Source organism: Methylobacterium sp. J-090 (genome assembly GCF_022829345.1).
In the GTDB taxonomy this organism is placed as follows: domain Bacteria; phylum Pseudomonadota; class Alphaproteobacteria; order Rhizobiales; family Beijerinckiaceae; genus Methylobacterium.
On record NZ_JAKSXV010000087.1, the window covers coordinates 13084 to 37899 of the forward strand.

The following is a 24816-nucleotide window of genomic DNA, read 5'->3' on the forward strand; positions in this document are numbered from 1 at the left end:
TTTAGCGCATCGATTGCACTTCGATGGCGTGCGTCTCCGGCCGTCCGGTGGACCGGGGCGGGCTTCGGCCATCGCACCGGCCTGCCACGGGCTCGGTCCCACGCATCATCGCCGTACGACATCGGAACGCCAGCCCTCACGCGGCGTTCGCCTCGCGACGCGATATGAACACGTCACAGGAGTCCGTTCCAGAATGTCCGACCCGATGATCCCGAGCCTCTTCGAGGGTGAGACCAACCTGACCACCACCGAGCGGGCGGTGTCCGTGGTGCTCGGCCTCGGCATCGCCGCCGCCGCCGCCCAGCCGCGCCCGAACAAGTTCCTGAGCCTGGCCGCCCTCATCATCGGCGCCGGCCTCGCCATCCGGGGCGCCACGGGCCATTGCCCGATCAAGCAGGTGAGCCACACGGCCTGAACGAAAAAAGGGGCGCCCGAGGGCGCCCCTTTCCCGTTCCGGCCCCGAAGGGCTCGGATCAGAAGGTGTTGGTGGTGCGGCGGCCGGCGACGAAGCCGTAGATGGCGAGCACCACGATGGCGCCGACCACGGCGCCGATGAAGCCGGCACCCTGGTTCGGACCGTACCAGCCGAGGGCCTGACCGAGGAACGTGGCGACGAAGGCGCCAACGATGCCGAGGATCGTCGTCATGATGAAGCCCGCGGGCTCCTTGTCGCCCGGCATGATGAACTTGGCGACGACACCGGCGACGAAGCCGATGATGATGGTCCAGATGATACCCATGGATTGGTCCTCGCTACGCGGCGATCCTGACGCGGTGGTCCAGACTTGGCCGTTTTGTGATCATGAAACGCCGCACCGCAGCACTGGTTGCGCCGGGAGTGGCAAGATTGTCGCAACGGCGCAACACGGGGCGCATCGCCCCCTTTACGGTCGCCCCCGCGACGCGGCACAACGCTCGCCCATGGCCCGCGATGGACGGGCCGCGAGAGGCATCACGCTCAGCATGACGATCCAGCGCTTCGAATCCGGCCCGCGCATGAGCCAGGCCGTCACCTATGGCGACATGGTCTACCTCGCCGGCCAGACGGCCAACACCACCGTCGGCGCCGGCGTCACCGCGCAGACGCAGGAGATCCTCGACACCATCGACCGGCTCCTGGCGCTTGCCGGCAGCGACAAGAGCCGCATCCTGCAGGCGACGATCTATCTCTCCGACATCGCGACCTTCGCGGAGATGAATGCGGCGTGGGAGCCGTGGGTCTCGCCCGACAACAAGCCGGCCCGCGCCACGGTGGAAGCGCGCCTCGCCGGCCCCGAATACCTCGTCGAGATCGTCGTCGTCGCCGTCAAGGCCGCCGCGTGATCCGCGCGCGCGCCCGCCCCGGCCGCGTCGTCGGGGCGTTCCTGGCCCTGGCCCTCGGCTGGGGCGCCCCCGCGCGCGCGCAGACCGCGCCCCCCGAGCGCGTGATCAACATCTACAACTGGTCGGACTACATCGACCCGAAAATGCTCGACGCCTTCACCAAGGAGACGGGCATCAAGGTCGTGTACGACACCTACGACAACAACGAGATCCTGGAGACCAAGCTGCTCGCGGGTCGCTCGGGCTACGACCTCGTGGTGCCGTCGGGGCCGTTCCTGCAGCGCCTGATCCGGGCGCAGGTGTTTCAGCCCCTCGACAAGGCGAAGATCCCCAACCTCGTCCATGCCTGGCCCGAGATCGCAGGGCGGCTCGCCACCTACGATCCCGGCAACGCCTACGCCGTGGACTACATGTGGGGCACCACCGGGATCGGGGTGAATCTCGGCCTAGTGCGCGAGCGCCTCGGCGCGGCTCAGCCCCTCAACACCTGGAATCTCGTCCTCAACGGCGGCCTCCTGAACAAGCTCAAGGATTGCGGGGTCATGCTCCTCGATTCGCCCGAGGACCTGATCCCGAGCCTGCTGCCGGCCTACGGGCTCAAGCCCGACACCAAGCGCTGGGACGACATCACCCAGGTCACCGACGCCCTGTTCAAGGTGCGCGGCGCCGTGCGCAAGTTCCACTCGTCGGAATACATCAACGGTCTCGCCAACGGCGACCTGTGCCTCGCGGTCGGCTATTCCGGCGACGTGATGCAGGCGAAGAGACGCGCCGAGGAAGCCAAGAACGACGTCGAGATCGCCTATTACGTGCCCCGCGAGGGCGCACTCATGTGGTTCGACGCCTTCGCGATCCCGAAGGACGCCCCCCACGCGGCCGAGGCCCACACGTTCATCGACTACATGATGCGGCCCGAAGTGGCGGCGGCCAACACCAACTTCGTCTCCTACGCCAGCGGCAACGCGGCGGCGAAGAAGTTCGTCAAGGCGGAGATCCTGGGGAATCCCGGCATCTACCCGGACGACGCGACGCTGCAGCGCCTGTTCGTCAACACCGCCTGGGACGACCGTACCCAGCGCTTCGTCACCCGGGCCTGGACCCGGGTGCGCACGGGGCGCTGAGGCCGGGTCACGCCACGGCGGGCGGCTCGTCGGCCTCCGGGCCGACCGGCGAGTTCAGGATATCCTCGAGTTCGTCCACCAGCCGGTCGATCTGATCGGAGGTCGCCAGGACCTTGAGGGTCTGGCCGTCCTGCGTGGCGAAGGCGAGCTCGATGTCCTCGCCCGAGCGGGCGGCGAGGATGCGGGCGAGGCGGTGGGTGGCGCTCATGGCGGGCTCCGTGGGACGCTGAGATCTATCGGGCGAGGAGGGCGACGGCCACGGCCGGGCCGCAGGTGGAGGCCCAATCGGCCCCGGTCCGGGGCAGATGGTCGGCGATGAGGTCGGTGAGCGCGAGGGCCGGACGGCCGAGGCGCGCCGCCAGGCGCTCGGCGAGGAAGCGTCCGGCCCCGCACACGACCAGGGGCGCCTCAGCCGGCAGGTCGTCGCGCGAGAGCAGGAGAGCTGCCGCGTCGTGCAGGGGGCGCAGCTGCGCCTCCGCGAAATGGGTGGCGAGGGCCAGCCAGTCGGCCGATGTCCCCTCGCCGTGGTCGCGGCCGATGATGCGGGCCAGCCGGATCTCGCTCTCGGCCAGGGACTTGCCCTTGCCGTCGGCGCTGGATTGCTGATCGGCGCCCGCGGCCAGGTCGCCGGTGATGCGGTAGACGTCCGCCATGGTGGCGAAGGTCTCGGCCATGAGCCGGGTGCGGCGGCCCCGGAACGGGGCGTGGTCGGCGAGCGCGATGAGATGGGAGCGCACCACCCCCGTGTAGACGAGTTCGCCCGTCTCCAGGCGCTCGGCGTCGCTGTAGCCCGTGGCCGCCGGGCGGCCGCCGACCACGGGGATGAGGTCGGCGGTGGTCGACCCGATATCGACCAGAAGCGCGTGCGCGCGGTACCGGCCGACGAGGGCGGCGGTGGCGTGCCAGTTGGCCGACGCGATGTCGGCGGCGGCCGCACGGGCATGCTCCGGCGCGACGAGACCGGCGCGACCGCCGTAGATCCGCACGGACCCGGCGAGATGGGCGGCGGCCCAGCCGGCGAGCTGCGCCACGCCGTCGGCGCGGTCCGCGAAGCAGTCGGTGAGTTCGCCCGTCATGGTCACGACGTGGTCGGCCGGGTCCCGGGCCCAGTCGGGCAGCTGCGAAAAGGTCTCGTCGAGGGCCGGCAGGCCGCGCCACAGGCGGCAGGGCGCCTGCACCACGGTCTCGACCCGGCCGTCGCGCATGCGAGCCGCCTTGACATGGACCCCGCCGAGATCCCAGCCGATCACCGGAGTTTGCGTGGACGCGGATGCTGCTGTCACGGAAGCGGGCCTGCGAACGGAGAACGGGATGGCGGACGGATTCGAGATCATCCCGGTCATCGACCTGCGCCACGGGCAGGTGGTGCGGGCGCGGGCCGGGGAGCGCGCCTCCTATGCCCCGATCGTGACGCCGTTGGCAAAGGGATCGTCGCCCGGGGCCGTGGCGCGCGGGCTCCTGGGGGCGGTGCGTGCGACCGTTCTCTATGTCGCCGACCTCGATGCGATCATGGACGGCGCCCCGCCCGACCGGGCGAGCCTGGAGGCGATCCGCGCCGCCTGCCCGGCGGTGCGGCTCTGGGTCGATGCCGGGTTCTCGCAGGCCGCCGGGGTGGAGTCGTTCCTGGGCATGAACCTCGGGCGGCCGGTGATCGGCAGCGAAAGCCAGACGGATGCCGGCCTCGTGCGCGCACTCGGCGACCAAGCGGTGTTCTCCCTCGACACGCGGGGGTGCGCGCGGCTCGGGCCGGATGCCCTGCACGACGAACCGACCCACTGGCCGCGCGACGTCGTCGTGATGACCCTGGGGCGGGTCGGCGTCGGGGCCGGGCCGGATCTCGACCGCTTGCGTGCCCTGCGGGCCGCGAGCCCCGCGACGCGCCTCTACGCGGCCGGGGGCGTGCGCGGACCGGCGGACGTGGCGGCGCTGGCGGGGATCGGCGTCGCCGGCGCCCTGGTGGCGTCGGCGATCCACGACGGCGCGTTCGTCGCGTGAGCCAAAAAGAATGGGGCGGCCGAAGCCGCCCCACATCAGAAGTTCATCGTCCGAGGAAGATGGATGCCAGTCGCTGGATCAGGCCCCGCGGTGCGGGCGGAGGCTCACTCTGCCCAGGACTGCCCCCAATCTAAGCGTTCGACGCGAAGGGGTGCGAAGCCGAGTTGCGCTGCTCGGTGGCCTGAGCGGCGGTGGGCTCGCCCTTCACGGCGCGCTGGATGGAGAGCTTGACGGCGTCGTAGTTGTACTTCTGGATCTTGGCGTCGTCGGCCGCTTCCCAGTGAATGAACACGCCGACCAGGATGAACAGGTCGTCGGCCTCATCGGCGGGGATGATGCCCTCGGCGACGGCGTCCTGCACGGCCTTGGCGACGCCGTGCTGGGCGGGGCCGAACATCTGGACGGCCTGACGGGCGTCGTTGATGGTGACCTTGTTGAACATCAGGGTGTTCGGCTTGCAGGGCAGGTTCGGCGCGATGACCGCGAGCAGGCTGGTGAAGCCGTGCTTGTTGTTCACGAGGCCGTTGCAGAAAGCCGTCTCGGCCGGCGAACCGCGCGGTCCGATGATGAGATCGATGTGAGCGACCTCGTTGCCATCGCCGACGAGAGCCTCGCCGACCAGAACCTTGTTGATCTTCGCCATGTGGGGTTTCTCCCAGGAGTCTTGAAAAGACGTGACCGCCCTCGAAGACGAGCGCGGCCGAAAGCTATCCTTGTTCACGGCGTCCAGCCCCCGAAAGGGCGGACCGGTTAGCCCGGATCGCGGCGCGGACCCTACTCTGGGCGTTTGCCCGGAACAACCCTGCGCGGCGCGCGGTTTTCGGCAAATTATTTGATCTTGGCCGGAACAAAAGCTGACGTCGGTGAATCCGTTGCCAATGTTCCGTCGGCACGGGTCATGCCAGATCCGTTCGAGCCCTTCGGGATGGAGGATCTGGGCTTCGCTCAGGCGCCGGGCAGGCTGCCTGATACGGGCTCCGGTGATCAGACCGGAGCCCGTATCAGGCCAGCAGCCGATCGAGGAACACGGTCGCGACGGTGAAGTCGGCGCTGGTGCCGGGGTTGAGGCCGGCCGCCTTCCAGGCCCGGTCCTTCGCCATCAGGGCATCCACGGGCGGGACCGCGAGGTCGAGGTCGAGGAGGGCGGCGGCCTCGTCGCGCAGGGCCTCGGCGCGGGCCAGCCCGTGCTTGCGCGCCACGTGGCTGTCCGGGACGTGTCCGAGATAGGCGAGGAACACGGCCGTGGTGGTCCAGGGCTCCGACAGGCCCCGGGCGCGGGCCGCCGCGAGGGCCGGCAGGCCGAGATCGAAGAGGTCGGCGAAACCGGTGACGTAGGCGCGGGCGATGGCATCGCGCGGGGCCGCTTCCGCCATGGCCTCTCGCAGGGACGGGGGGGCTTCGAGGTCGGTCACGTCGTGGCGGGGCGCCTTTCCGAGGCCGCCCGGATTGGCCTGTCGGATCGCGGCGTAGACCTCTTCCGCATCCCGCCCGTCGAGGTCGTCGAACACCGCCGCGAGCGCGTCGCGCAGGGGCATGCCGGTCTCGGCCGCCCGCGCCAGGGGGGCGCACAGGAGCAGGATGCCCAGATTGGTGTTCTGGCCCACCGCCGCCAGGGTGGCCGCCATGGCGGCACGGACCCGCGCCCCGACCCGCGCGCCCGTCCGCGCCAGGTGCGGGGCAGAGACCTCGGCGCTGGTGACGAAATCGACCGTGGCCATGCGGTGGCCGTCGGCGAAGGCGTGGACGTTGCCGGGCTTGAGGGCGTCGAGTTCGGCGAGACAGCTCGCCCGGTAGGCCGCGCCGATGGCCGTGAGGCCGGTCGTCCCCGGGGCCCTCATCCCAGGGCCGAGACGAGGCGCGGTGGCCGGGCCGCCCGCACGGCGGCGAGGAAGCCGCGCGCCACGGCCAGCGCGATGTCGACCTCCGTGACCTTCTGCAGGCCCGACCACGCCGGCATCGAATTGACCTCGAGGACGAGGAAGCCGCCCTGCCCGTCCTCGACGAGGTCGACGCCGGTATAGTCGACGCCCACAGCCGCCGCCGCCGCCTCGGCGCGTTCGGCCGCCGCCGCCGGCATCGCCCAGGGCAGCGGCCGGCCCCCGCGATGGACGTTGGTGATCCAGCCGTCGCCCTCGCGGATCATGCCCGCGATGGCGCGGCCCTCGCAGACGAACACCCGGTAATCGCGCCACAGGCCGTCGCTGCGGGCGACGTAGCGCTGGAGATAGTAGACCCGCGAGACGGCGTCCTCGCCGGGAAGGTCGTCGGGGGTCTCGATGAGCTGGAGCCCCTCGCCCTGCGAGCCGAACAGGGGTTTCAGCACCAGGGGCCGGCCGGGGCCGGCTTCCCGCGCCACGATCGCGGCCGCCGCCTCGCGCTTCGAGCACACGAAGGTGTCGGGCGTCGGCAGGCCGGCCCGGTCGATGAGCAGGCTCGTCATCGCCTTGTCGACGGAGCGCTCGATGGAAGCGGGCGAGTTCCACACGGTGGTGCCGGAGGCGACCAGGGCGTGGAGCACGCCCAACCGCATGGTGGTGGCCTCGAAGGTGCCGCCCGCCACGGTCCGCAGGAGGACACCGTCCGGCAGGGCGTCGGGAAAGCCCGGCACCCGCAGGGGCTCGCGCCCGCCCGTCTCGATGGCGACGTCGGCGAGGGAGAACAGCACCGGCTCCGCGCCGAGGTGCTCCAGGGCGGCCTTCAGGCGCGCCTTGTGCCAATTGCCGTTGTCGGCCGCGAGCCCGATCCGCATGTTTTGTCTTTCCTGTCCCTCTTCCGGTCGCTCTGCGACGACCGTCCCCCGGAGAGGCTGCGGTTTTCACACCTCTCGCGGGCAGCGCGGGTCCCCTCTCCTGGAAGGAGAGGGAGTCCTGTCGCGCTTCACGCCGGCATTTCGTTCGCAGGAGAAGGGGTTTTCAATCCTAGCTGAACGAGGCTTCCACCAGCTCCGGCATCAGCCGGCCGCCGCGAAAACTCTTGCCGGTGGTGACGGAGGTGACGATGACCTCGGCCGGGCTGAACAGCGCGCCGTCGATCTTGTAGAAATCGCCGTTCACCCGGCCGAAGATGTCGGCGAAGGGCGCGCCGTGGTCGGCCGACGTGGTCGACGGCAGCTGCTCGGCGAGTTGGCGGGCGTCGGCCTCGTCGGCCTCGACGTAGAGGTGCACCCGGCCGCCGTAGATGATGGCGTCGTTGGTGCGGCCCATGGCCTGGATGAAGTCCGGGTGCTGGGGCGAGAGCGGCGCCGAGCCGAGGCCGTCCACGATCTTGTGCAGGTCGAACCCGACGGTGTGGGCCTTGTGGAGGGCCACTTCGAGGACGCGGGCGACAACCTGGGTCGCACCGGCCAGGCTCTGGGTCGGCGCGTAGATGAAGGTCAGGTGCTCAGGGCTGAGGCCCGTGGCCTCCGCGACCTTGGCGATGACGGAGGCCGGCGGGCCGCCGGCCGCCTCCAGCACCAGGGCGGTCTGGGTGGCGGTGTCGCGGTAGCCGAGCTCGGCGTAGAGATCCTCGACCACGGCGACGGCCCGGCCGGGGCCGGAGCCGAGGGCGAAGAAGCCGGAATCGCCGGTCTCGTCGGCGAGCGACCAGCCCGCATACTGGCTGCCGAGGCAGGCGATCACCGGATCGGACGAATGCACCACCACGGAGTAGGGCCAGGCCGCGACGGGACCGGACGGCGCGATGGTGACGGTCCCGAGGCCGCCGAGGCAGATCTCGGCGATGCGGCGCCCCGCCTCGATGGAGCCGCGCACGGAGGCGCCGGCATCGACCATGCGGGCGCCGTCCTGCGTGGTCACGGCCAGACGCAGCACGTCGGCATCGGCGACGAGGCGCTCGACCAGGGGAGCGGTGAGCGCGTTGACGCTCGGATAGGGGCTTTTGGGCGCCGTCGGACGCGTGGTCATGGGTGTTCCTCCGTCAGATCGAGCAGGGTCCGCAGGTAGGCGGCCCGGCTTCGCAACATCTCTCTCGTGGCGGCCGAGTCCGGCCCCGTTGCGAACAGGGTGCACAGCGGTGCATGGCGCGCCACTGGGCTGCCGGATCTTGGGCGGTCGCGAACGAAAGCCGGCCAGTCGATCGGCGGCATCGGCGCGTAGCCGGTGGCCGCGTAACAGATTTCCGTGGCCGCCGCATCCACCGGCGCGGCTTCCACGGGCGGGAGGCGGCCGAGACTCGCCGCGATGTGCTGGGCGAGCAGGGGCGTCGGGCGCCGGTCGAGGACGTCGAGGGTGGCGCCGGGGCGCGGGTTGATCTCCGTCAGCCACCAATCCTCGCCCGAGACCAGGAGATCGGCGCTGGCGAGTCCGCGCAGGCCGGTCTCGGCGACGAGACGTGCCACCGCCTCGGCGATCCGCGCGACCATGCGCGGGGCGAGGGCCTGCGTCTCGTGGCGCGCACGCTCCAAGGCGCCGGCGTAGCGGAACGGGCGCAGGGCCGAGGGGGCGCTCCACTGCTCCGTGAGGCCGACGATGGCGATGGTCTTCCCATCCGCCAGGAACGCGAGGGCGTGGGCCCGGCCCGGCACGCGGGCCTGGAAGTAGGCGCCCGGCGGCGCCGGCCCGGCGGTCGCCGCGCGAATGTGGGTGCCGCCCGAGCCGCCGGCCCGCTTAAGGAGCCAGCCCGCCCGGTCGGGCACGGGATCGCGGGTGACGGCGGGATGGGGGACGCTGAGGTGGGTGCAGAGGCCGGCGAAGCCGAGCGGGTCCTTCAGGCGCGCCACGGTGTCCGGCGATGCGCCGAGCAGGCGGTACCGCGCGGCGAGGGCTGCCATGAGGTCGGGGGCGCCCTCGAAGCCGCTGCCGAGGACGAGGCCGAGGGGCGGCCGGCCGGCCAAAGCCGCCAGGGCGTCGAGGTCGGCGAGTGTCCCTGCGCCGCCGAGGCGCCCGTCACCGAAGCGGCCCGATGCGGGGCGGTGATGCTCCGCGAGGCCCAGGGTGTCGGCGTCACCGAACAGGTCGAGGACGAGGGGCCGCAACCCCGCCCGCCGCGCCGCCTGCGCCAGCGCGCGGCCGGACTGGGCGGCGATGAGGATCGTGCCGCCGCCCGCCAATCCGTCAGGTTCGGACAGGGCGTGGGCCTCGCCGGCCGGCGTCCGCCCGATCCGTCAGCCCGCCACCTCGACGGCCACCGTGTAGGCATCGCGAAAATCGAGGCAGAGGGGCTCCCTGGCCTCGAGCATGCGGCGGAACAGGCGCGACTGGGTCTGGTACTTCACGTTGCCGACCGCGAGCGCGCCGATGCCGACGCCCTTGCCCACCGGCAGGGGCACGTCGACGGCGTTGACGTCGATCCCGGCGATGCCGGCCGGGGGCACGGCGTTGACGTCGGAGGCGACGAGGAGGTTCGGCGCGGATTCGAGATCCTCTGCCGTGAGGATCGAGACGCCGGCGGGGCCGGCCGAGAGGATCACGTCGGCCTTCGTGATGGCCGCGCGCCGGGCCTCCACGGTGGACCCGTCCACGGACCCGACCTCGACGCCGAAGCGCCAGCGCATGGTGTGGGCGATCTTGCTGACGCGCTCCTCGCCGTCATGGCCGACGATGGTGGTCTCGGCGCCGTTGAGCGCCCCGATCACCGCCGCCACGTAGGCGACGACGCCGGCCCCGCCGAAGATGACGATGCGCTTGCCCGTGAGCTCCGTGTCGAACTTCGCCTTCAGGGCGCGGGTCACCTCGGCGACCATGGCGGCCCCCGTGGTGAAGGAGCCGGCCGGGTCGGCGAAGATGTGGTTGGCGAACGGCGGCACCAGGGCCTTCTTCGCCCGATCGACCATGTCGAGGGCGTCCTCGGCGTTCTTGCCGGCGATGAAGATGCCCGTGCGCGTCCCGTCCTGGGGCGACCGCGAAAAGATCGAATCCTGCACCAGCGAGGTCACGTCGGGGAGCGTCGCCTCCGTGTAGGTGGCGATGGTCTCGAACCCGGCATCGACGGCCATGTTCACGTCGAACGGGCTCATGTGCTTCAGGGGCGTGATCATGTGCAGGATCGAGCGGGCCATGGCGGGTTTCCCTCCGTGCGGTCGCAGTCAGTTCTAGAAGAATTGCCCCGATCGTGCGCCGGGGTGGTGAAATGTCAAAGCCGGTGGTCGCCGGCCCGATCGAGCGCAGGTCGATAGCCTGTGCCGTCTTTGCGTCGTCTTAAAGCGGCGTCACCGTGGCGCCGGTGTTGCGGCCGCGGGCGATGAGGAAGCGCAACGGGCCGGGCCGCTCCAGGGATGCGACCAGCCTCCGCGCCGCATCGTCCGAAGGCACCAGGGCGAAGCCGGTCGGGCCCCAGGAGCTCTGCCCGTAGCCACTGATCCCCTGCGCCGCGATGGCGGCCAACGCCTCGGCCACGGCGGGGCTGGCGTAGCGCCCGCCCTGATGGGGCGCGAAATGATCGCCGATGAGGCGCTGAATTCGGGTGATCCCGGCGCCGAACCCTTCGGGCTCGGCGGTGGCGGCGGCCGGCAGCACCTGCATGAGGACGATGCGGCAGATCTCGGCGGCCTGGGCTTCCGGGAACCGTGGCAGGTCGCGAAACGCCTCGACCTCGTGGGTCCCGTGCACGCCGGTCATGCCGGTGTCGAGGACGAGGACGACGCGCCACGCCTCCGGATAGGCCAGCCGCGCGATGAGGGGCGGCGGCGTGCCGTGGCCGTCGCGGCCGCCATCGACGATGAGGCCGCCTTGCGTGAACGCCGCGAGGCCGACACCGGAGCGGTTGCCCCGGTCGAGGGCATCGGCGAAGGCCTCCGGTGCGAAGGGGCGGTCCGCCAGACGGGCCAGGGCCGCCGCGACCGCCAGCGCCAGCTGCGTGCCCGAGCCGAAGCCCGCATGGGCCGGCATCGTTTCCGCGATGCTGATCGCGGCGTGACCGTCGATCCCGAGATGACCGGCCGCCGCCAGGGCGTAGCCATGCGCGCGTTTCGCTTCCGGTCCCGTCACCGTCAGGCCGGGGCTCCTGCGCGCCGTGAGGGTGATGGCGGGGGCGTCGAGGGCGAGGCCGAGGCTGCCGAAGCGCCGTCCGAGGCCGCCGTGGAGATCGAGGAAGCCGAAATGCAGGCGGCCCGGCGCGTGCACCCGCACGCCCCTCGTCTCCGCTTCGTCCCCTGCCCCATCCGGGATCTGCGTCACGTCGATCCCTTTCCTTCTACGGGCCGCATCGCACGGCTCGGTCACCGCACCGTTGCGGAGCGGATTGCCCGGCAGCGGGGCTTCTCCCATAGAGCGCGGACGCCTCGCAAGCGCCGCGAACGCATCCGTCCTCCGGGGCGCATCACGCGGCGTTCGTCCAAACTTCCGGCGCGGCGGCAACACGAAAATTTCCAGCCGCAATCGGTCCGGCATCGGCCCCGGGACTTGCTTGGGGGGCGGCCCCGATGCAAACGTGCCGCCCGATCGTTCTGGACCGGCTCGGTCCCGCCGTGCGCGACGCCCGCTTTCGTGGTGCGCGCCGGGCCCTCGATTTTCCAAGGTGCAAGGCAATGGCGGCCTGGGTGAAGGGTGGTGCGACGGATGCGGATTCGGCGGTGGACGCCGCCGCGACGCTCCTCGCTGCGGCACGCACGCCCCTCGTGGCGGGGCTCTGCGCCGAACTGAGCGCCGTGCGCGCGGCCTATCACCTCGCCGACGCCATCGGCGCCACCGTCGATCCCGCGGCGGGCCAAAGCCTCTACGCCGAACTGGGGTCCTTGAGCCGGACGGGCGCCATGCTCACCACGCCCGCCGAGACCACGGGCCGGGCGGACGCAATCCTCATCGTCGGCAACGCGCCGTGGGACCGGCCCATCGTTCAGGAGATCGCCGAGTCCGCGCCGACGCGGGGCCGCGCCGCCGGCACCGAGCGCACCCTCCTGTCGCTCGGCGGCCCGCGCAACGGCGCCACCCGGCACGTGGCCTATCCGGCCGAGGCCGGCGGCCTCGCCGTCTCCGTCGCGCACCTGCGCGCCTACCTGAAGGGGCATCTCGCCGGCGAGACCGCCTATGGCGACCTCGCCAGGCGCCTCGCCGCTGCCCAGTACGGGGTCGTGCTCTATGACGCTGCCGAACTCGGCGAGCTCGGCGTCGAGATGCTCCAGGGCATGGTCAAGGATCTCAATGAGGTCACGCGCTTCTTCACGCTTCCCGTCTCCGACCCCTATCAGGGCCGCGCCCTGCTCCAGCTCGCCGCCTGGACCACCGGCCAGGCACCCCGCGTCGGCTTCGGCCGCCACGTGCCCGAGCACGATCCCTGGCGCTTCGACGGCGCCCGCCAGATCGCCGCCGGCGAGGTCGATGCCGCCCTGTGGCTCGCCTCCCTCCCCGCGCCCCGGCCGGACTGGCTCGGCACCCTGCCCGCCATCGCCATCGTCGGCGAGGGCAGCCCCGAGGCCACGGGCGACGCCGCCGAGATCGTCATCGCCGTCGGCGTGCCGGGCGAGAGCGCCGGCGGAGCCCTGTGGAACGACCGGCGCGCCACCATCACGTACGCGCCGCCCATCGGACAACCGGCCGAGCTGACGGCCGCCGGCGTGCTCGGTGCCATTCAGGACCGCCTCGTGCAGAAGAAGGCCGCCTCATGCTGATCCGCATCCAGGGGGGACGGGTCGTCGATCCGACGGCCGGACGCGACGCCGTCGGCGATGTCTGGATCGAGAACGGGCGGGTCGTCGCCGCCTCCGAGCGTGCGCCTGACCAGACCATCGACGCCACGGGCTGCGTGGTCATGGCCGGCGGCGTCGAGGTCCATTCGCACATCGCCGGCGGTAACGTGGTGATGAGCCGCCTGCTCCTGCCGGAGCTCTACACCAGCGAGGCGGCGCCCGAGGGCCATCCCTTCGCGCATGCCGGCGGGTCGGCCGCCTGGATCGGCGCGAACTACGCCCGGATGGGCTACACCATCGCCGTCGAGCCGGCGATGCCGCCGGCCAGCGCCCTCGCGACCCAGCTCGAACTCGCCGACATCCCGCTGCTCGATCGCGGCGCGCTGACGGTGATGGGCAACGACGACCACCTGCTCCAGCTCCTGCGCCAGCGCGAGGGCAAGGCGGCGGTGCGCGACCTCGTCGCCCTCGCGGTCGCCACCTCCCGCGGGCTCGGCGTCAAGTGCATCAACGCGGGCGGCGCCTCGGCCTTCAAGGACGGGATGCTCAAGCTCAGCCTCGACGAGGAGATCCCCGTCTACGGCCTGTCCACCCGCAAGATCATGACCGCGCTGCTCGACGCGGTCGAGGAGATCGGCGTGCCGCACCCGCTGCACGTCCATTGCAACAACCTCGGCATTCCGGGCGCCGACGCGTCCTTCGTCGATACCCTCGAGGCGGCCGAGGGCCGGCGCATCCACTTCGCCCATGCCCAGTTCTACGCCTACGGCGTCACCGACCCGGAGAACTCGGCCACGGGCGGCTTCCGCTCGGCGGCCGAGCGCATCACGGAGGCGATGGAGAAGCACCCCAACGCCACCTTCGATGTCGGCCAGGTCGCCTTCGGCCAGACGGTGACCATCTCGCTCGACATCCTGCGCCAGTTCGCGGGCCGCAAGGGCGCCAATCCGAAGAAGTGGATCCTCACCGCCGGCGACGCGGAAGGCGGCGGCGTGGTGCCGTTCCTCTACAAGCCGCGCGGCGCCGTGAGCTCGCTGCAATGGGCCATCGGCCTCGAACTCATGCTGCTCTCGAAGGAGCCGGAGCGCACGATCCTGACGACGGACCACCCCAATGGCGGACCGTTCACGGATTACCCGCACATCATTCACCTGCTGATGGACAAGGAGAAGCGCGACCGCGAGATCGCCGGCCTCCACAAGGTCATCGGCGAGCGCTCGGGCCTCTGCGCCATTGAGCGCGAGTACAGCTTCTCGGAGATCGCCCAGCTCACCCGCTCTGGGCCGGCGAAGCTCCTGGGGCTCGCGGATCGCGGCCACCTGCGCGCGGGCGCACGGGCCGACGTCGCCATCTACCGCGACGACCGGGACCGCACCGCCATGTTCGCCCGGGCCAAACGCGTGCTCAAGGACGGCGTCACCATCGTCGAGGACGGCGAGGTCGTGACCTGGACCTCCGGGCGCACCCTCGAACTTAACGTCGAGTCCGACAAGGCCATGGTCGCGCGCTCGGAGACCTACCTGCAGGACCGGTTCGGCGCGGGCTTGAGCAGCTTCGAAGTGCCGGACGAGGCCTTCCCGAAGGCGGACGTGTTCGAGGAGGTCGCATGTCGGGCTTGAAGGACATGTCGGGTTTGAAGGGTGGGCGTTGCGTGAGGACCGGTGGCTGACATGGCGGAACTCACCCTCAACGGAATCCCGGTGATCGACACCTTCGCCGAGGCGTTCGACGTCGCCGGCACGGCGATCATCATCACCAACGACACGGCGAAATGGGCGATGATCGCCGCCGTCACCATGACGGGGTTCGCGACCTCGGTCATCGGCTGCGGCGCCGAGGCCGGCATCGATTGCGAGCTGTCGCCCGAGGAGACCCCGGACGGTCGCCCCGGCGTGCGCGTCCTGCTGTTCGGGTTCGAGCCCAACGGCCTGAAGGACCAGCTCCTCAAGCGCGTCGGCCAGTGCATCCTCACCTGCCCCGGCACCGCCTGCTACGCCGGTGTGGACGGCCCCACGAAGATCAAGCTCGGCGGGGCCATCCGCTACTTCGGCGACGGCTTCGCCGTGGCGAAACGCCTGACCGATCCGGTGAGCGGCAAGGCGCGCCGCTACTGGCGCATCCCGGTCATGGACGGCGAGTTCCTGTGCGAGGACTTCGTCCGCGCCGTGGACGGGGCGGTGGGCGGCGGCAACCTGCTGTTCCTCGGCCGCAACCACGCCGAGACCCTGAAGGTCGCCGAGATCGCCGTCGACGCCGCCCGCACGGTCTCGGGCGCGATCCTGCCCTTCCCCGGCGGCATCGTCCGCTCGGGCTCGAAGGTGGGGGCGCGCACCAAGGGCATGATGGCGTCGACCAACGACGCCTATTGTCCGACCCTGAAAGGCCGCGCCGGCACCGAACTGTCGGCGGAGGTCGGCGTCGTCCTGGAGATCGTCATCGACGCCCTGACCTCGCACGGGGTCGCCGAATCCATGCGCGCGGCGCTGCATGCGGCCACCGAGGCCGGTGCGGCCCACGGGCTCGTGGCGGTCACCGCGGGCAATTACGGCGGCAATCTCGGCCGCCACCATTATCACCTGAAGGACCTGCTCTCATCGGGGCCGGTGAGCGAGGCTGGAGCGGCATGAGCACCCTCACCCTGCGCCAGGAGCCGCCGGAGCGGCTCGACTTCCTGCACGTCACCCCACTGTCGCTCAGCGGCCTCAGCGAGGCCGAGGCGGCCAGACTCCCCGTCGGCACCAGCCGCCGCGGCCTGACCCTAGGCGATTGCTTCACCATCGCCCTCGATAAATCCGAAGACCTCGTCATCGAGGGCGGGTCGTCGCGCCTCGACCGGGTCGGCGCGTCGCTGGACGGCGGCACTATCCGCGTCGTCGGCGATGTCGGCCAGCGCCTCGGCGCCGGCATGCGCAGCGGCAGCGTCACGGTCACGGGCTCGGCCGGCCCGTTCGCGGCCTCGGGCGCCACCGGCGGCACCATCACCATCGAGGGCGATGCCGGCGATCACGCCGGCGGAGCGGTCTACGCCGCCAAGGCCGGCCTCGACGGCGCGACCCTGATCATCAAGGGCGCGGCCGGCGACCACCTCGGCGACCGCATGCGGCGCGGCCTCATCCTCGTCGGCACGGCGGGGGCGCATGCGGGGTCGCGGATGATCGCCGGCACCATCGCGGCCGGGTCGGTGGGCGACCATCCGGGCTTCGGCATGCGGCGTGGCACCCTCCTCACCGGCGGCGTCGGCACCCTGACCCCGAGCTTCGTCGCGACCGGCACCCACGACCTCGTGTTCCTGCGCCTCCTCGCCCGGTCGCTCCGTCCCCTGAGCCCGGCCCATGCCGACCTCGCCGCCGGCGCGCTCACCCGCTACTCGGGCGACCTCGCGACCCTCGGCAAGGGCGAGTTGTGGGTGTCGGCGGCCTGATTACGGATCAGGCGGCGTCACGGGCCAGGGGGGTAATGCGGTCGAGGTCAGGTCCGATCGCGCGCTCCAGCGTTTCCAGCTCGAAACGCTTCTGGAGATTGAGCCAGAACCCGGCCGTGGTTCCGAAATAGCGCCCTAGACGCAAGGCGGTGTCCGTCGTCAGCCCGATGTCCTCGGACGCTACGCGCTCGATGCGCGTGCGTGGCACACCGCAGGCCCGTGCCACGGCACCGGCCGTCAAACCCAACGGAATGAGGAACTCCTCCCGGAGAACCTCACCGGGGTGAAGGGGGGGGAGAATTTCTTCCGTCGCAAGCACGATGCTCATCGCTCTTCGAGCCCCAATCCGCTGGCGAATGCCAGACACTCAGTGATAGTCCGTGATCTCGACCTGTTCGACGCCGGTATCGGTCCAAACGAAGCAGACGCGGTATTGATTGTTGATCCGGATGGCGTGCTGTCCCGCCCGGTCCTTGAGCAGCGGATGGAGTCGGTTGCCGGGCGGCTCCTTCAGATCGTTCAAGGCGTCAGCGGCCGCGATCATCCCCAGCTTGCGCCGCGCGACGGACATGATCGACGTCGGAAGGTCCTTGGGCGTCTTGCCCTCGAAGACCGCCTTCGTCGCCGCGTTCGCGAAGCTCCTGATCGCCACGTCTGATCTCGATCCCCATCGGTCCTGTATCTCTGGGTGATACAGATTTGTCAACCTGACCGTGTATCGACGGAGTCGCGACACGCGCGAAGTGGGTTGCTCACCGGGAGGCGACGAATTGCACAATTGTCCCGGTTCTGCCGGATCGAGAGAGTGATCCGACCAGGAATGTCGCATCATCTTGCGCGTCCGCAGTTTTTCCCCGTCATCCACAGGCTCGGCCGATGCTCATCCTGCTCTCGATCTGTCTCCTGTCCGAGCCGACGCAATGCCGCGAGGACAAGATCGATCTCTCGTTCGAGGCCCGCAGCCCGACCGTGTGCCTGCGCAACTCCCAGAGCGCCCTCGCCAAGTGGCAAGCCGAGCATCCCGAGTGGCACGTGAGCCGCTGGCGTTGCGCCGTGCGGGGCTCCGTTCCGCGCGATCTGTGATCGCGTCTCCGCCTTCCAGGCCCCTGCACTTGCGAAAACTGGTCTCCTGCGCCTAGACATCCCTCACGCGCGACGATGATCTGCGGGTCATCTGTCGTGGTCGGGAGGAAGCAGCAAAAATTGGCCGGACAATGCGCTCGCTGAAGGTTCGGTTCGCCCTGCTCCTCGGCAGCACCGCCCTGCTCGTGGTCCTGGCGGCCCTCGGCGTGCTCGGATCGATCGGGGCCGCCGAGCGGACCATCGACCGGACGCTGGCGGCGCAGGGGCGCCTCGAACTCCTCGTCGAGCTGTCGGGCCGCATGACCCAGTACGGCCTCGCCGCCCTGGAGGCGGTGAGCAACCCGGACGCGCAGCCGGAAGGCCTGTCGGTGGCCCGCACCAACGTCGATCGGGCCCTGGTCGCCGTGGACGAGGCCCTGGGGCGCAGCATCGCGGGCAGCGACGATCCCCTCGACCGGACGCAGTACGCCGCCCGCGCGCGTCCCCTGGCGCAGCTGCGCTCGGCCCGCGCCGTCCTCGACCGGCAGGTCGCCCAGGTCCTGCGCCGCTCCGAGGACGAGCAGCGCCGGAACGCGATCCGCGGCGCCCTCAACGGCTTCGGCGCCATGACCGGGCAGCCCCTCTCCTTCCTCATCGAGGTCGAGCGCCGCTCGATGATCGCCGGGTCGGACGCCGCGCGCGACCTGTCGGCGACCCTGCGGGTGGCCTCCCTGGCGGCGGTGGCGGCGGCGCTCGCCATCGTGTTCGGGCTCTACCGGGCGGTGACGCGCCCGACGCTCGCCCGCATCGCGGCGGTGCGTCAGGCCGCAGGCGCCGTCGGCCGGGGCGAGCTCGACACCCGCCTCTCCGTGGCGACGCGGGACGAACTCGGCCTGCTGGTCGCGAACTTCAACCGCATGGCGGCGCGGCTGGCCCGGCGCGAGGGGCGGCTCGCCGCCGACCGGGCCGCCCTGGAGGATACGGTGGCGGCCCGCACCACGGACCTGCGCGCCGCCAACGCGCGCCTGGAGGCGGTGGACCGGTCGCGTCGGCGGTTCTTCGCCGATGTCAGCCACGAACTGCGCACGCCGCTGACCGTGATCCTCGGCGAATGCGACATCGCCGCCCGTTCGGCCGGGCGCCCCGGAGCCGACTTCGCCCCGGTCTTCGCCACCATCCGCAAGCGGTCGCTCCGCCTCCAGCGCCGGGTCGAGGATCTGCTCCGGGTCGCCCGCTCCGAATCCGGGCAGATCGAACTCGACCGGCGGCCCGTCCTCGCCTCGGTCATCCTCACGGACGCCGTCGACGGCATGGCCTCGGAGGCCGCCCGCCGCCGCGTGAGCCTCGTCCTCGAACCCATCGGTTCGGACGCGACCCTGCTGGCTGACCGGGAATGGCTGCGGCAGGTTCTGGAGAGCCTCGTCGACAACGCCCTGCGGCACGCGAGCGGCCTCACCCGCGTCACCCTCGCCCTCGCGGTCGGCCCGGGCGGCCCGGCGACCGTCACCGTCACGGATGACGGCCCCGGTTTTCCGCAGACCGGCGAGGCCCTGTTCGAGCGCTTCCGCCGCGAGAGCCCGTCCGGCGAGACCGGGTTCGGCATCGGCCTAGCCCTGGCGCGCTGGGTCGTTGAGCGGCATGATGGCACGATCCGCTTGGGGGCCGGGCCTCAGGATCGGGGGGCGCAGGTCGCCCTCGCACTTCCCGTGGCACTTCCCGTGGCACTTGCCGCCGACGACGACGCGGCGTCGGCCTCCCACCGGATTGAGAAGGAAACCACGGCATGACCCGGGTCTTGATCGTCGAGGATGACAGCGACATCCGCGCCATGCTCGCGCGGGGCCTCGAGGCGGAGGGGTTCTCCGTAGGGGTCGCCGGCTGCGTCGACGACGCGCTCATCGCCGCGCGCGATTCTGCACCGGAAGCCGTCGTCCTCGACATCACCCTGCCGGACGGCTCGGGCCACGATGTCTGCCGGTCGCTCCGCGAGGGCGGCTATCCCGGCCCGATCCTGTTCCTCTCGGCCCGGGACGAGGTCCGCGACCGTGCCGAGGGCCTCGCCCTCGGGGCCGACGACTACATCGTCAAGCCGTTCGTGTTCGACGAGCTCCTGGCCCGCCTGCAGACGCACCTCCTGCGCCGCAAGGAATCCGACGAGCCTCGCACCATCGTCACGGCCGGCCGCCTCGTCCTCGATCTCAACATCCGCCAGGTCGGGTTCGCCGATGCGACGGCGCGCCTCACCCCGCGCGAGGCCGAGCTGCTGGCGCTGCTCATGGACAAGGCCAACCAGCCGGTGTCGCGCGGCGACATCTTCGACAAGCTCTGGGCCGGCCAGGGCGGCCTGTCGCTGAATGTCGTCGATGTCTACGTGGGTTACCTGCGCACCAAGCTGTCGGACTTCGTCCGTCTGGGCGGCCCGGTCATCGTCACCGTGCGCGGACGCGGCTTCATGCTCGACCTCAAGGGCCAGGATTTCCGGCACTGAGGCCGATCGAGCTTAAGCGCTTTCTGAGAGGATGGCGGGACGAACCGGCAATTTAAAGCTTGAAGTCGACGGCGGAATTGTCGATATAGCTCCCGCGACAGAAACCACTGCGCCGTCAGTGTCTTACGATCCTCTTAAGGTGGTTCGGGGCGCTGCTGTTCAAAAGAAACTCTGGAGAAACACCATGACCTGGGCTGCCCCCGTCGTTTCCGAGATCTGCGTTGGCATGGAAGTCACGAGCTACGAGTCGGCTGAGATCGATACCTTCAACTGAGGTTGTCGGAGCGAGCCTGAGGAGCGGGACGGCGTCGGTTCAACCATGCATGTCGTGATCCTCGGCTCCGCCGCGGGCGGCGGCCTTCCCCAGTGGAATTGCCGCTGCCCTATCTGCTCCCTCGCCCGCGAGGATTCCACCCGCGTCAGGCCGCGGACCCAGTCGAGCATCGCCGTCTCCCCCGATGGGGAACGCTGGCTCCTGGTGAACGCCTCCCCCGATATCCGCCAGCAGCTGTTCGACAATCCCGTGCTGCATCCGCGCGAGGGCCTCCGCCACTCGCCGATCCACGCGGTGCTGCTGACCAACGGCGACGTCGACCACGTCGCCGGCCTGCTGACCCTGCGCGAGGGCCAGCCCTTCACCCTCTACGCCACCGCCGGCATCCTCGATTCCGTCAACGCCAACCGGGTGTTCGACGTGATGGCCGAGGGCGTCGTCGGGCGCGAGCCCATCGCCCTCGATGCCGCGTTCGAGCCGGTGCCGGGGCTCTCCGTCACCTTGTTCTCCGTGCCCGGCAAGGTTCCCCTGTGGCTCGAGGGGAAGACCGTGGAACTCGGCGCCGAGACCGAGACCACCGTCGGGGCGATGATCGAGGCGAACGGCAAGCGTCTCGCCTACATCCCCGGCTGCGCCCGCGTCACCGACCGGCTCAAGGGGCAGATCAGCCGCGCCGATGCCCTGCTCTTCGACGGCACCGTCCTCCTCGACGACGACATGATCCGCGCCGGGGTCGGCACCAAGACCGGCTGGCGCATGGGCCACGTGCCGATGACCGGCGAGAATGGCTCCATCGCGGCTTTGGCCGACACCGAGATCGGCCGCCGCGTCTTCGTCCACATCAACAACACCAACCCGGTGCTGGTGGAGGATTCGCCCGAGCGCGCCTCCGTCGAGGCCGAGGGCTGGATCGTGGCCCATGACGGCCTGAGCCTGTCCCTCTGACCCACCGCGGGATAGCGGGCCGCACCCCTTGAAACGCGGGTCCCGCTGGCAATTTACTGCGCGAGTTGATATATGATGCGCAATATAATTGTGCTCATGGCGTCGTTGGCCTGACAGGCGCCGCGACACCATCTACAAGAAGCGCCCAGGAAACGCAGACCTCCGAACGCAGACCTCCGAACGCAGACGTCGGAACCCAGACGTCGGAACGCCCACCGCCGGATCCGGACAACGCCATGACCGCGCCTTTTCCCACCCCCGTCGCCGACGAGACCCAGCGCCTGCTGAGCCCGGAAGAGCTCGCGGCGGCCCTGCGGGACATCGGCGCGCGGCGCTACCACAACCTGCATCCGTTCCACCGCCTGCTGCACGACGGCAAGCTGAACAAGGATCAGGTCCGGGCCTGGGCGCTCAACCGCTACTATTACCAGGCGATGATCCCCATCAAGGATGCGGCCGTGCTGGCCAGGATGGAGGACGCGTCCCTGCGCCGGATCTGGCGCCAGCGCATCGTCGATCACGACGGCGACGCCCCCGGCGACGGCGGCATCGAGCGCTGGCTCAAGCTCGCCGAGGGCGTCGGGTTTTCGCGCGCCTATGTCGAGTCGACCCACGGCATCCTGTCCGCGACCCGCTTCTCCGTGGACGCCTATGTCCACTTCGTGAAGGAGCGCTCGCTGCTCGAAGCCATCGCCTCGTCGCTCACCGAGATGTTCTCGCCGACCATCATCTCCGAGCGCGTCGCCGGGATGCTGAAGAACTACGACTTCATCACCAAGGACACGCTGGCCTACTTCGACAAGCGCCTGACCCAGGCCCCGCGCGACGCCGATTTCGCCCTCGATTACGTGCAGAAGCATGCCACCACGCCCGAGTTGCAGCGGCAGGCGATGGCGGCGCTGACCTTCAAGTGCAACGTGCTGTGGACGCAGCTCGATGCCCTGTACTTCGCCTACGTCGCCCCCGGCCTGACCCCGCCCGACGCCTGGACGCCCGGCACCGGCCTCGTGCCTGAGCCCACCCCGGCGCAGGCCGCCGGCACCGGCACGCTGGGCCCGCACGACGTGCCGCGCCTGCCCCGCGGCGTGCGCCTGCGCCACGACACCGTGCGCGGCGAGCACGTGCTGCTCGCCCCCGAGCGCACCTTCGACCTCGATGCCAACGCCGTGGCGGTCCTCGAATACGTCGACGGCGCCCGCACCGTGCGCGACATCGCCGGCCTGCTCGCCGAAAAGTTCACCGCCGACCGCGCGGTGATCGAGGCCGACATCCTCGTCATGCTGAACGACCTCGCCACCAAACGGGTTCTTGAGCGATGAACGCCATCACGCCGACCGCCCCCGTCCTGCCGGCGCCCGTCGGGCTCCTGGCCGAACTGACGCACCGCTGCCCCCTGCGCTGTCCGTACTGCTCGAACCCGCTCGAACTCGACCGGCGCTCGGGCGAGCTCGACACGGCGACGTGGCAGCGGGTGCTGACGGAGGCGGCGGCGCTCGGCGTGCTGCACGTCCATCTCTCGGGCGGCGAGCCCACCGCCCGCAACGACATCGTCGAGATCACCCAGACCTGCGCCAAGCTCGGGCTGTACTCGAACCTCATCACGTCCGGCGTCGGCGGGGCCCTCGCCAAGCTCGACGCGCTCTACGACGTCGGCCTCGACCACGTGCAGCTCTCGGTGCAGGGCGTCGACGCGGCCAATGCCGAGAAGATCGGCGGGTTGAAGAACGCGCAACCCCAGAAGTTCGCCTTCGCCGAGCGGGTGACCCAGCTCGGCCTGCCCTTGACCCTCAATTCGGTGATCCACCGGGGCAACATCCACGAGGTCGAGGGCTTCATCGATCTCGCCGTCAAGCTCGGGGCCAAGCGTCTGGAGGTGGCCCACACCCAGTATTACGGCTGGGCCTACGTCAACCGCGCCGCCCTGATGCCGAACAAGGCCGAGGTCGACCGCTCGATCCGCATCGTCGAGGCCGCCCGCGAGCGGCTCAAGGGCCAGCTCGTCATCGATCTCGTGGTGCCGGACTACTACGCCAAGTACCCCAAGGCCTGCGCCGGCGGCTGGGGCCGCAAGCTCATGAACGTGACGCCGGCCGGCAAGGTCCTGCCGTGCCACGCCGCCGAGACCATCAAGCAGCTCGAATTCTGGTACGTCACCGACCACTCGCTCGGCGACATTTGGGCGAACTCGCCGGCCTTCACCGCCTATCGCGGCACCGACTGGATGCAGGAGCCCTGCCGGTCCTGCGACCGGCGCGAGAAGGATTGGGGCGGCTGCCGCTGCCAGGCCCTGGCGCTCGCCGGCGACGCCGCCGCCACCGATCCGGCCTGCTCCCTGTCGCCGCTTCACGCCAAGGTGCGTGATCTCGCCACGGAAGAGGCGGCCGAGAGCCCGCCCGACTACACCTACCGGACCATCGGCAGTAACGTGCAGCCCAACGTGCGGACGCAGCTGAACGAGGACGCGCCCCTTTGAAGCCCAACACCCTTGCCGCGACCCTTGCCGCGCTGCTGATGCTCGGCGGCACCCCTGCCCTGGCTCAGACGCCGCCCGCCGCGGACAGCCCGCCCGTGACCAAGGCCAGCACCGCCGCGCCGAACGCCTCCGACCTGCTGTTCGAGCAGCCGCAGATGAAGAACGTGCCCCCGGGCACGAAGCTCACCTACGGCTACATCCGCCGCAGCGGCATCTCCAAGGGGCCGTTCGGGCCGCCCATGGACGACACGATCAAGCTCGGCATCGAACCCGGCAAGAGCGCCGAGGGCCGCGACATCCGCGTCGAGATGTTCTCGGGGGCCAACCGCTTCCCCGCCGGCCCGTTCGAGGACATGCCGGGCAACCCCGTGATGACGCTGTTCCTGGAGCATCACCTCATGGACATGGCGCGGGTGCTTTCGGCCAACCCGCGCTACATCAAGAACGCCATCCGCAAGGGACTTCGCGACAACGCGACGGTGACGCCGACCACCATCGACTACAAGGGCCAGAAGGTCTCGGCCTGGCGCATCGAAACGCAGCCCTTTGTGGAAGACCGGATGAAGGAGCGCATGCGCGGGATGGAGAACATCCGCTACACCTTCGTGACGTCCGATGCCGTGCCCGGCGAACTCGTCTCCATCGAGGCGCAGTCGAAGAACGCCGAGGGCGGCGAACTCCTGCAAGAGAGCCTGACCTATGATCCGAACGCTGGTTGAGCGTCTGACCCTCGCGGCTGTCCTCCTGTCGGGCGTCGCGGCGCCCCTGCGGGCCGCCGAACTCGAGAACGATTACCCGACGGAGGCGCGGGCCGATTACATCTTCGGCTGCATGGCCGCCAACGGCCAGTCGCGCGAATCCCTGTCGCGCTGCTCGTGCTCCCTCGACGCCCTGGCGTCGATCCTGTCCTACGACCATTACGTCCAGGCCAGCACCGTGCTCTCCATGCGCCAGGGCATCGGCCAGCGGGCCAACGAGTTCAAGTCGACCAAGGTGTTCGACGACAAGGTCGCCGAGCTGCGCCGCGCCCAGGCCGAGGCCGAGATCCGCTGCTACCGCGGCGGGGTGTGACGCCGGGTTTCGGGCCACCGGGCTTCGGCTCTTCCGGCGTTGCTCCGGGGGCGTAATCGGGCCAAAGCAATCCGGACCGC

General features: G+C 70.5%; 29 protein-coding genes. 17 read left to right on the top strand and 12 right to left on the bottom strand.

What is annotated here, in order from left to right:
- Positions 1-193: 193 nt before the first annotated feature.
- The gene (locus MKK49_RS14675; protein ID WP_244029638.1) at positions 194-415 is read left to right on the top strand and encodes a DUF2892 domain-containing protein; all 222 of its coding nucleotides are present in this window, start codon (positions 194-196) and stop codon (positions 413-415) included.
- Positions 416-473: 58 nt separating this feature from the next.
- On the opposite strand, the gene MKK49_RS14680 is transcribed toward MKK49_RS14675, so the two are convergent.
- The gene (locus tag MKK49_RS14680; RefSeq protein ID WP_244029640.1) at positions 474-740 is read right to left on the bottom strand and encodes a GlsB/YeaQ/YmgE family stress response membrane protein; all 267 of its coding nucleotides are present in this window, start codon (positions 738-740) and stop codon (positions 474-476) included.
- A gap of 223 nt (positions 741-963) precedes the next feature.
- Here MKK49_RS14680 and MKK49_RS14685 point away from each other — a divergent pair, with 223 nt between their 5' ends.
- The gene (locus tag MKK49_RS14685; RefSeq protein ID WP_147709357.1) at positions 964-1323 is read left to right on the top strand and encodes a RidA family protein; all 360 of its coding nucleotides are present in this window, start codon (positions 964-966) and stop codon (positions 1321-1323) included.
- Between the two features lie 41 nt (positions 1324-1364).
- On the top strand, positions 1365-2444 hold the full coding sequence (locus MKK49_RS14690; RefSeq protein ID WP_244029759.1) for a polyamine ABC transporter substrate-binding protein: 1080 nt from the start codon (positions 1365-1367) through the stop codon (positions 2442-2444).
- A 7-nt stretch (positions 2445-2451) separates the two neighbouring features.
- On the opposite strand, the gene MKK49_RS14695 is transcribed toward MKK49_RS14690, so the two are convergent.
- Both MKK49_RS14695 and MKK49_RS14700 read right to left on the bottom strand, forming a co-directional pair.
- Positions 2452-2652, bottom strand: a complete 201-nt coding sequence (locus tag MKK49_RS14695) for a hypothetical protein (RefSeq protein ID WP_244029642.1) — start codon at positions 2650-2652, stop codon at positions 2452-2454.
- 25 nt (positions 2653-2677) lie between these two features.
- Positions 2678-3727, bottom strand: coding sequence for a hydantoinase/oxoprolinase family protein (locus MKK49_RS14700; protein WP_313899166.1), 1050 nt, complete (start codon positions 3725-3727; stop codon positions 2678-2680).
- A 28-nt stretch (positions 3728-3755) separates the two neighbouring features.
- Here MKK49_RS14700 and MKK49_RS14705 point away from each other — a divergent pair, with 28 nt between their 5' ends.
- Positions 3756-4439, top strand: coding sequence for a HisA/HisF-related TIM barrel protein (locus tag MKK49_RS14705; protein ID WP_244029644.1), 684 nt, complete (start codon positions 3756-3758; stop codon positions 4437-4439).
- Between the two features lie 130 nt (positions 4440-4569).
- On the opposite strand, the gene fae is transcribed toward MKK49_RS14705, so the two are convergent.
- The 7 genes from fae to MKK49_RS14740 form a co-directional block, all read right to left on the bottom strand.
- Positions 4570-5082 (bottom strand): formaldehyde-activating enzyme, encoded by a 513-nt coding sequence (gene fae, locus MKK49_RS14710; protein ID WP_056175161.1) that lies wholly within the window; start codon positions 5080-5082, stop codon positions 4570-4572.
- A 358-nt stretch (positions 5083-5440) separates the two neighbouring features.
- Positions 5441-6277: a triphosphoribosyl-dephospho-CoA synthase gene (locus tag MKK49_RS14715; protein WP_244029646.1), complete on the bottom strand. Its 837-nt coding sequence runs from the start codon at positions 6275-6277 to the stop codon at positions 5441-5443.
- Complete coding sequence (locus MKK49_RS14720) at positions 6274-7188, bottom strand: RimK family alpha-L-glutamate ligase (protein WP_244029648.1); 915 nt, start codon at positions 7186-7188, stop codon at positions 6274-6276. Before MKK49_RS14720 ends, MKK49_RS14715 begins: the two co-directional genes overlap by 4 nt.
- 169 nt (positions 7189-7357) lie before the next feature.
- Positions 7358-8344 carry a methenyltetrahydromethanopterin cyclohydrolase gene (mch, locus tag MKK49_RS14725; RefSeq protein WP_056095349.1) on the bottom strand — a complete coding sequence of 329 codons (987 nt, stop codon included), beginning with the start codon at positions 8342-8344 and terminating at the stop codon, positions 7358-7360.
- Positions 8341-9489 (bottom strand): ATP-grasp domain-containing protein, encoded by a 1149-nt coding sequence (locus MKK49_RS14730; RefSeq protein ID WP_244029651.1) that lies wholly within the window; start codon positions 9487-9489, stop codon positions 8341-8343. The genes mch and MKK49_RS14730 overlap by 4 nt, the downstream gene beginning before the upstream one ends.
- A 54-nt stretch (positions 9490-9543) precedes the next feature.
- Positions 9544-10437 carry an NAD(P)-dependent methylenetetrahydromethanopterin dehydrogenase gene (locus MKK49_RS14735; protein ID WP_244029653.1) on the bottom strand — a complete coding sequence of 298 codons (894 nt, stop codon included), beginning with the start codon at positions 10435-10437 and terminating at the stop codon, positions 9544-9546.
- Between the two features lie 139 nt (positions 10438-10576).
- Positions 10577-11644, bottom strand: coding sequence for a beta-ribofuranosylaminobenzene 5'-phosphate synthase family protein (locus tag MKK49_RS14740; protein WP_244029655.1), 1068 nt, complete (start codon positions 11642-11644; stop codon positions 10577-10579).
- A gap of 260 nt (positions 11645-11904) precedes the next feature.
- Between MKK49_RS14740 and MKK49_RS14745 the strand changes: the two genes are divergently transcribed.
- Genes MKK49_RS14745 through MKK49_RS14760 form a run of 4 tightly spaced genes read left to right on the top strand, consistent with a single transcriptional unit; the run spans position 11905 to position 16423 of the window.
- A complete protein-coding gene (locus tag MKK49_RS14745) occupies positions 11905-12984 on the top strand; it encodes a formyltransferase (RefSeq protein ID WP_244029658.1) in 1080 nt (359 codons plus the stop codon).
- Positions 12978-14621: a formylmethanofuran dehydrogenase subunit A gene (locus MKK49_RS14750; RefSeq protein ID WP_244029660.1), complete on the top strand. Its 1644-nt coding sequence runs from the start codon at positions 12978-12980 to the stop codon at positions 14619-14621. The genes MKK49_RS14745 and MKK49_RS14750 overlap by 7 nt, the downstream gene beginning before the upstream one ends.
- A gap of 51 nt (positions 14622-14672) precedes the next feature.
- A complete protein-coding gene (fhcD, locus tag MKK49_RS14755) occupies positions 14673-15629 on the top strand; it encodes a formylmethanofuran--tetrahydromethanopterin N-formyltransferase (RefSeq protein WP_244029662.1) in 957 nt (318 codons plus the stop codon).
- Positions 15626-16423, top strand: coding sequence for a formylmethanofuran dehydrogenase subunit C (locus MKK49_RS14760; protein WP_244029664.1), 798 nt, complete (start codon positions 15626-15628; stop codon positions 16421-16423). The genes fhcD and MKK49_RS14760 overlap by 4 nt, the downstream gene beginning before the upstream one ends.
- A gap of 7 nt (positions 16424-16430) precedes the next feature.
- On the opposite strand, the gene MKK49_RS14765 is transcribed toward MKK49_RS14760, so the two are convergent.
- Entirely contained in the window at positions 16431-16751 is a 321-nt protein-coding gene (locus MKK49_RS14765) for a HigA family addiction module antitoxin (protein WP_244029666.1), read from the bottom strand.
- Between the two features lie 39 nt (positions 16752-16790).
- Complete coding sequence (locus MKK49_RS14770) at positions 16791-17129, bottom strand: type II toxin-antitoxin system RelE/ParE family toxin (RefSeq protein ID WP_279595536.1); 339 nt, start codon at positions 17127-17129, stop codon at positions 16791-16793.
- Positions 17130-17299: 170 nt separating this feature from the next.
- On the opposite strand from MKK49_RS14770, the gene MKK49_RS14775 reads away from it, so the two are divergent.
- The 9 genes from MKK49_RS14775 (at position 17300) to MKK49_RS14815 (ending at position 24736) form a co-directional block, all read left to right on the top strand.
- The gene (locus MKK49_RS14775; protein ID WP_244029668.1) at positions 17300-17506 is read left to right on the top strand and encodes a hypothetical protein; all 207 of its coding nucleotides are present in this window, start codon (positions 17300-17302) and stop codon (positions 17504-17506) included.
- A 131-nt stretch (positions 17507-17637) separates the two neighbouring features.
- Positions 17638-19272: a sensor histidine kinase gene (locus MKK49_RS14780; RefSeq protein WP_244029669.1), complete on the top strand. Its 1635-nt coding sequence runs from the start codon at positions 17638-17640 to the stop codon at positions 19270-19272.
- Entirely contained in the window at positions 19269-19973 is a 705-nt protein-coding gene (locus MKK49_RS14785; protein ID WP_056095386.1) for a response regulator transcription factor, read from the top strand. Before MKK49_RS14780 ends, MKK49_RS14785 begins: the two co-directional genes overlap by 4 nt.
- Before the next feature lie 184 nt (positions 19974-20157).
- Positions 20158-20247: a pyrroloquinoline quinone precursor peptide PqqA gene (gene pqqA / locus MKK49_RS14790; protein ID WP_018043604.1), complete on the top strand. Its 90-nt coding sequence runs from the start codon at positions 20158-20160 to the stop codon at positions 20245-20247.
- 45 nt (positions 20248-20292) lie between these two features.
- Positions 20293-21192 (top strand): pyrroloquinoline quinone biosynthesis protein PqqB, encoded by a 900-nt coding sequence (gene pqqB / locus MKK49_RS14795; RefSeq protein WP_244029671.1) that lies wholly within the window; start codon positions 20293-20295, stop codon positions 21190-21192.
- A gap of 236 nt (positions 21193-21428) precedes the next feature.
- Positions 21429-22511 carry a pyrroloquinoline-quinone synthase PqqC gene (gene pqqC, locus MKK49_RS14800; RefSeq protein WP_244029673.1) on the top strand — a complete coding sequence of 361 codons (1083 nt, stop codon included), beginning with the start codon at positions 21429-21431 and terminating at the stop codon, positions 22509-22511.
- Positions 22508-23665 carry a pyrroloquinoline quinone biosynthesis protein PqqE gene (pqqE, locus tag MKK49_RS14805; RefSeq protein ID WP_244029675.1) on the top strand — a complete coding sequence of 386 codons (1158 nt, stop codon included), beginning with the start codon at positions 22508-22510 and terminating at the stop codon, positions 23663-23665. The genes pqqC and pqqE overlap by 4 nt, the downstream gene beginning before the upstream one ends.
- Before the next feature lie 38 nt (positions 23666-23703).
- Entirely contained in the window at positions 23704-24384 is a 681-nt protein-coding gene (locus MKK49_RS14810; protein ID WP_409565080.1) for a hypothetical protein, read from the top strand.
- The gene (locus tag MKK49_RS14815; protein WP_244029679.1) at positions 24365-24736 is read left to right on the top strand and encodes a hypothetical protein; all 372 of its coding nucleotides are present in this window, start codon (positions 24365-24367) and stop codon (positions 24734-24736) included. Before MKK49_RS14810 ends, MKK49_RS14815 begins: the two co-directional genes overlap by 20 nt.
- Positions 24737-24816: the final 80 nt, after the last annotated feature.

Excerpts from the sequence above, each read along its gene's own strand:
- pqqB (WP_244029671.1), top strand. The coding sequence starts at position 20,293 with ATGCATGTCGTGATCCTCGGCTCCGCCGCGGGCGGCGGCCTTCCCCAG.
- MKK49_RS14750 (WP_244029660.1), top strand. The coding sequence starts at position 12,978 with ATGCTGATCCGCATCCAGGGGGGACGGGTCGTCGATCCGACGGCCGGA.
- MKK49_RS14760 (WP_244029664.1), top strand. The coding sequence starts at position 15,626 with ATGAGCACCCTCACCCTGCGCCAGGAGCCGCCGGAGCGGCTCGACTTC.
- MKK49_RS14775 (WP_244029668.1), top strand. The coding sequence starts at position 17,300 with ATGCTCATCCTGCTCTCGATCTGTCTCCTGTCCGAGCCGACGCAATGC.
- fhcD (WP_244029662.1), top strand. The coding sequence starts at position 14,673 with ATGGCGGAACTCACCCTCAACGGAATCCCGGTGATCGACACCTTCGCC.
- MKK49_RS14720 (WP_244029648.1), bottom strand. The coding sequence starts at position 7,188 with ATGCGGATCGGGCTCGCGGCCGACAACGGCAATTGGCACAAGGCGCGC.
- fae (WP_056175161.1), bottom strand. The coding sequence starts at position 5,082 with ATGGCGAAGATCAACAAGGTTCTGGTCGGCGAGGCTCTCGTCGGCGAT.
- MKK49_RS14785 (WP_056095386.1), top strand. The coding sequence starts at position 19,269 with ATGACCCGGGTCTTGATCGTCGAGGATGACAGCGACATCCGCGCCATG.
- pqqA (WP_018043604.1), top strand. The coding sequence starts at position 20,158 with ATGACCTGGGCTGCCCCCGTCGTTTCCGAGATCTGCGTTGGCATGGAA.
- MKK49_RS14765 (WP_244029666.1), bottom strand. The coding sequence starts at position 16,751 with ATGAGCATCGTGCTTGCGACGGAAGAAATTCTCCCCCCCCTTCACCCC.
- pqqE (WP_244029675.1), top strand. The coding sequence starts at position 22,508 with ATGAACGCCATCACGCCGACCGCCCCCGTCCTGCCGGCGCCCGTCGGG.
- MKK49_RS14695 (WP_244029642.1), bottom strand. The coding sequence starts at position 2,652 with ATGAGCGCCACCCACCGCCTCGCCCGCATCCTCGCCGCCCGCTCGGGC.
- MKK49_RS14675 (WP_244029638.1), top strand. The coding sequence starts at position 194 with ATGTCCGACCCGATGATCCCGAGCCTCTTCGAGGGTGAGACCAACCTG.
- MKK49_RS14815 (WP_244029679.1), top strand. The coding sequence starts at position 24,365 with ATGATCCGAACGCTGGTTGAGCGTCTGACCCTCGCGGCTGTCCTCCTG.
- MKK49_RS14810 (WP_409565080.1), top strand. The coding sequence starts at position 23,704 with ATGCTCGGCGGCACCCCTGCCCTGGCTCAGACGCCGCCCGCCGCGGAC.
- pqqC (WP_244029673.1), top strand. The coding sequence starts at position 21,429 with ATGACCGCGCCTTTTCCCACCCCCGTCGCCGACGAGACCCAGCGCCTG.
- MKK49_RS14735 (WP_244029653.1), bottom strand. The coding sequence starts at position 10,437 with ATGGCCCGCTCGATCCTGCACATGATCACGCCCCTGAAGCACATGAGC.
- MKK49_RS14715 (WP_244029646.1), bottom strand. The coding sequence starts at position 6,277 with ATGAGGGCCCCGGGGACGACCGGCCTCACGGCCATCGGCGCGGCCTAC.
- MKK49_RS14685 (WP_147709357.1), top strand. The coding sequence starts at position 964 with ATGACGATCCAGCGCTTCGAATCCGGCCCGCGCATGAGCCAGGCCGTC.
- MKK49_RS14705 (WP_244029644.1), top strand. The coding sequence starts at position 3,756 with ATGGCGGACGGATTCGAGATCATCCCGGTCATCGACCTGCGCCACGGG.
- MKK49_RS14740 (WP_244029655.1), bottom strand. The coding sequence starts at position 11,644 with ATGGGAGAAGCCCCGCTGCCGGGCAATCCGCTCCGCAACGGTGCGGTG.
- MKK49_RS14745 (WP_244029658.1), top strand. The coding sequence starts at position 11,905 with ATGGCGGCCTGGGTGAAGGGTGGTGCGACGGATGCGGATTCGGCGGTG.
- MKK49_RS14780 (WP_244029669.1), top strand. The coding sequence starts at position 17,638 with ATGCGCTCGCTGAAGGTTCGGTTCGCCCTGCTCCTCGGCAGCACCGCC.
- mch (WP_056095349.1), bottom strand. The coding sequence starts at position 8,344 with ATGACCACGCGTCCGACGGCGCCCAAAAGCCCCTATCCGAGCGTCAAC.
- MKK49_RS14680 (WP_244029640.1), bottom strand. The coding sequence starts at position 740 with ATGGGTATCATCTGGACCATCATCATCGGCTTCGTCGCCGGTGTCGTC.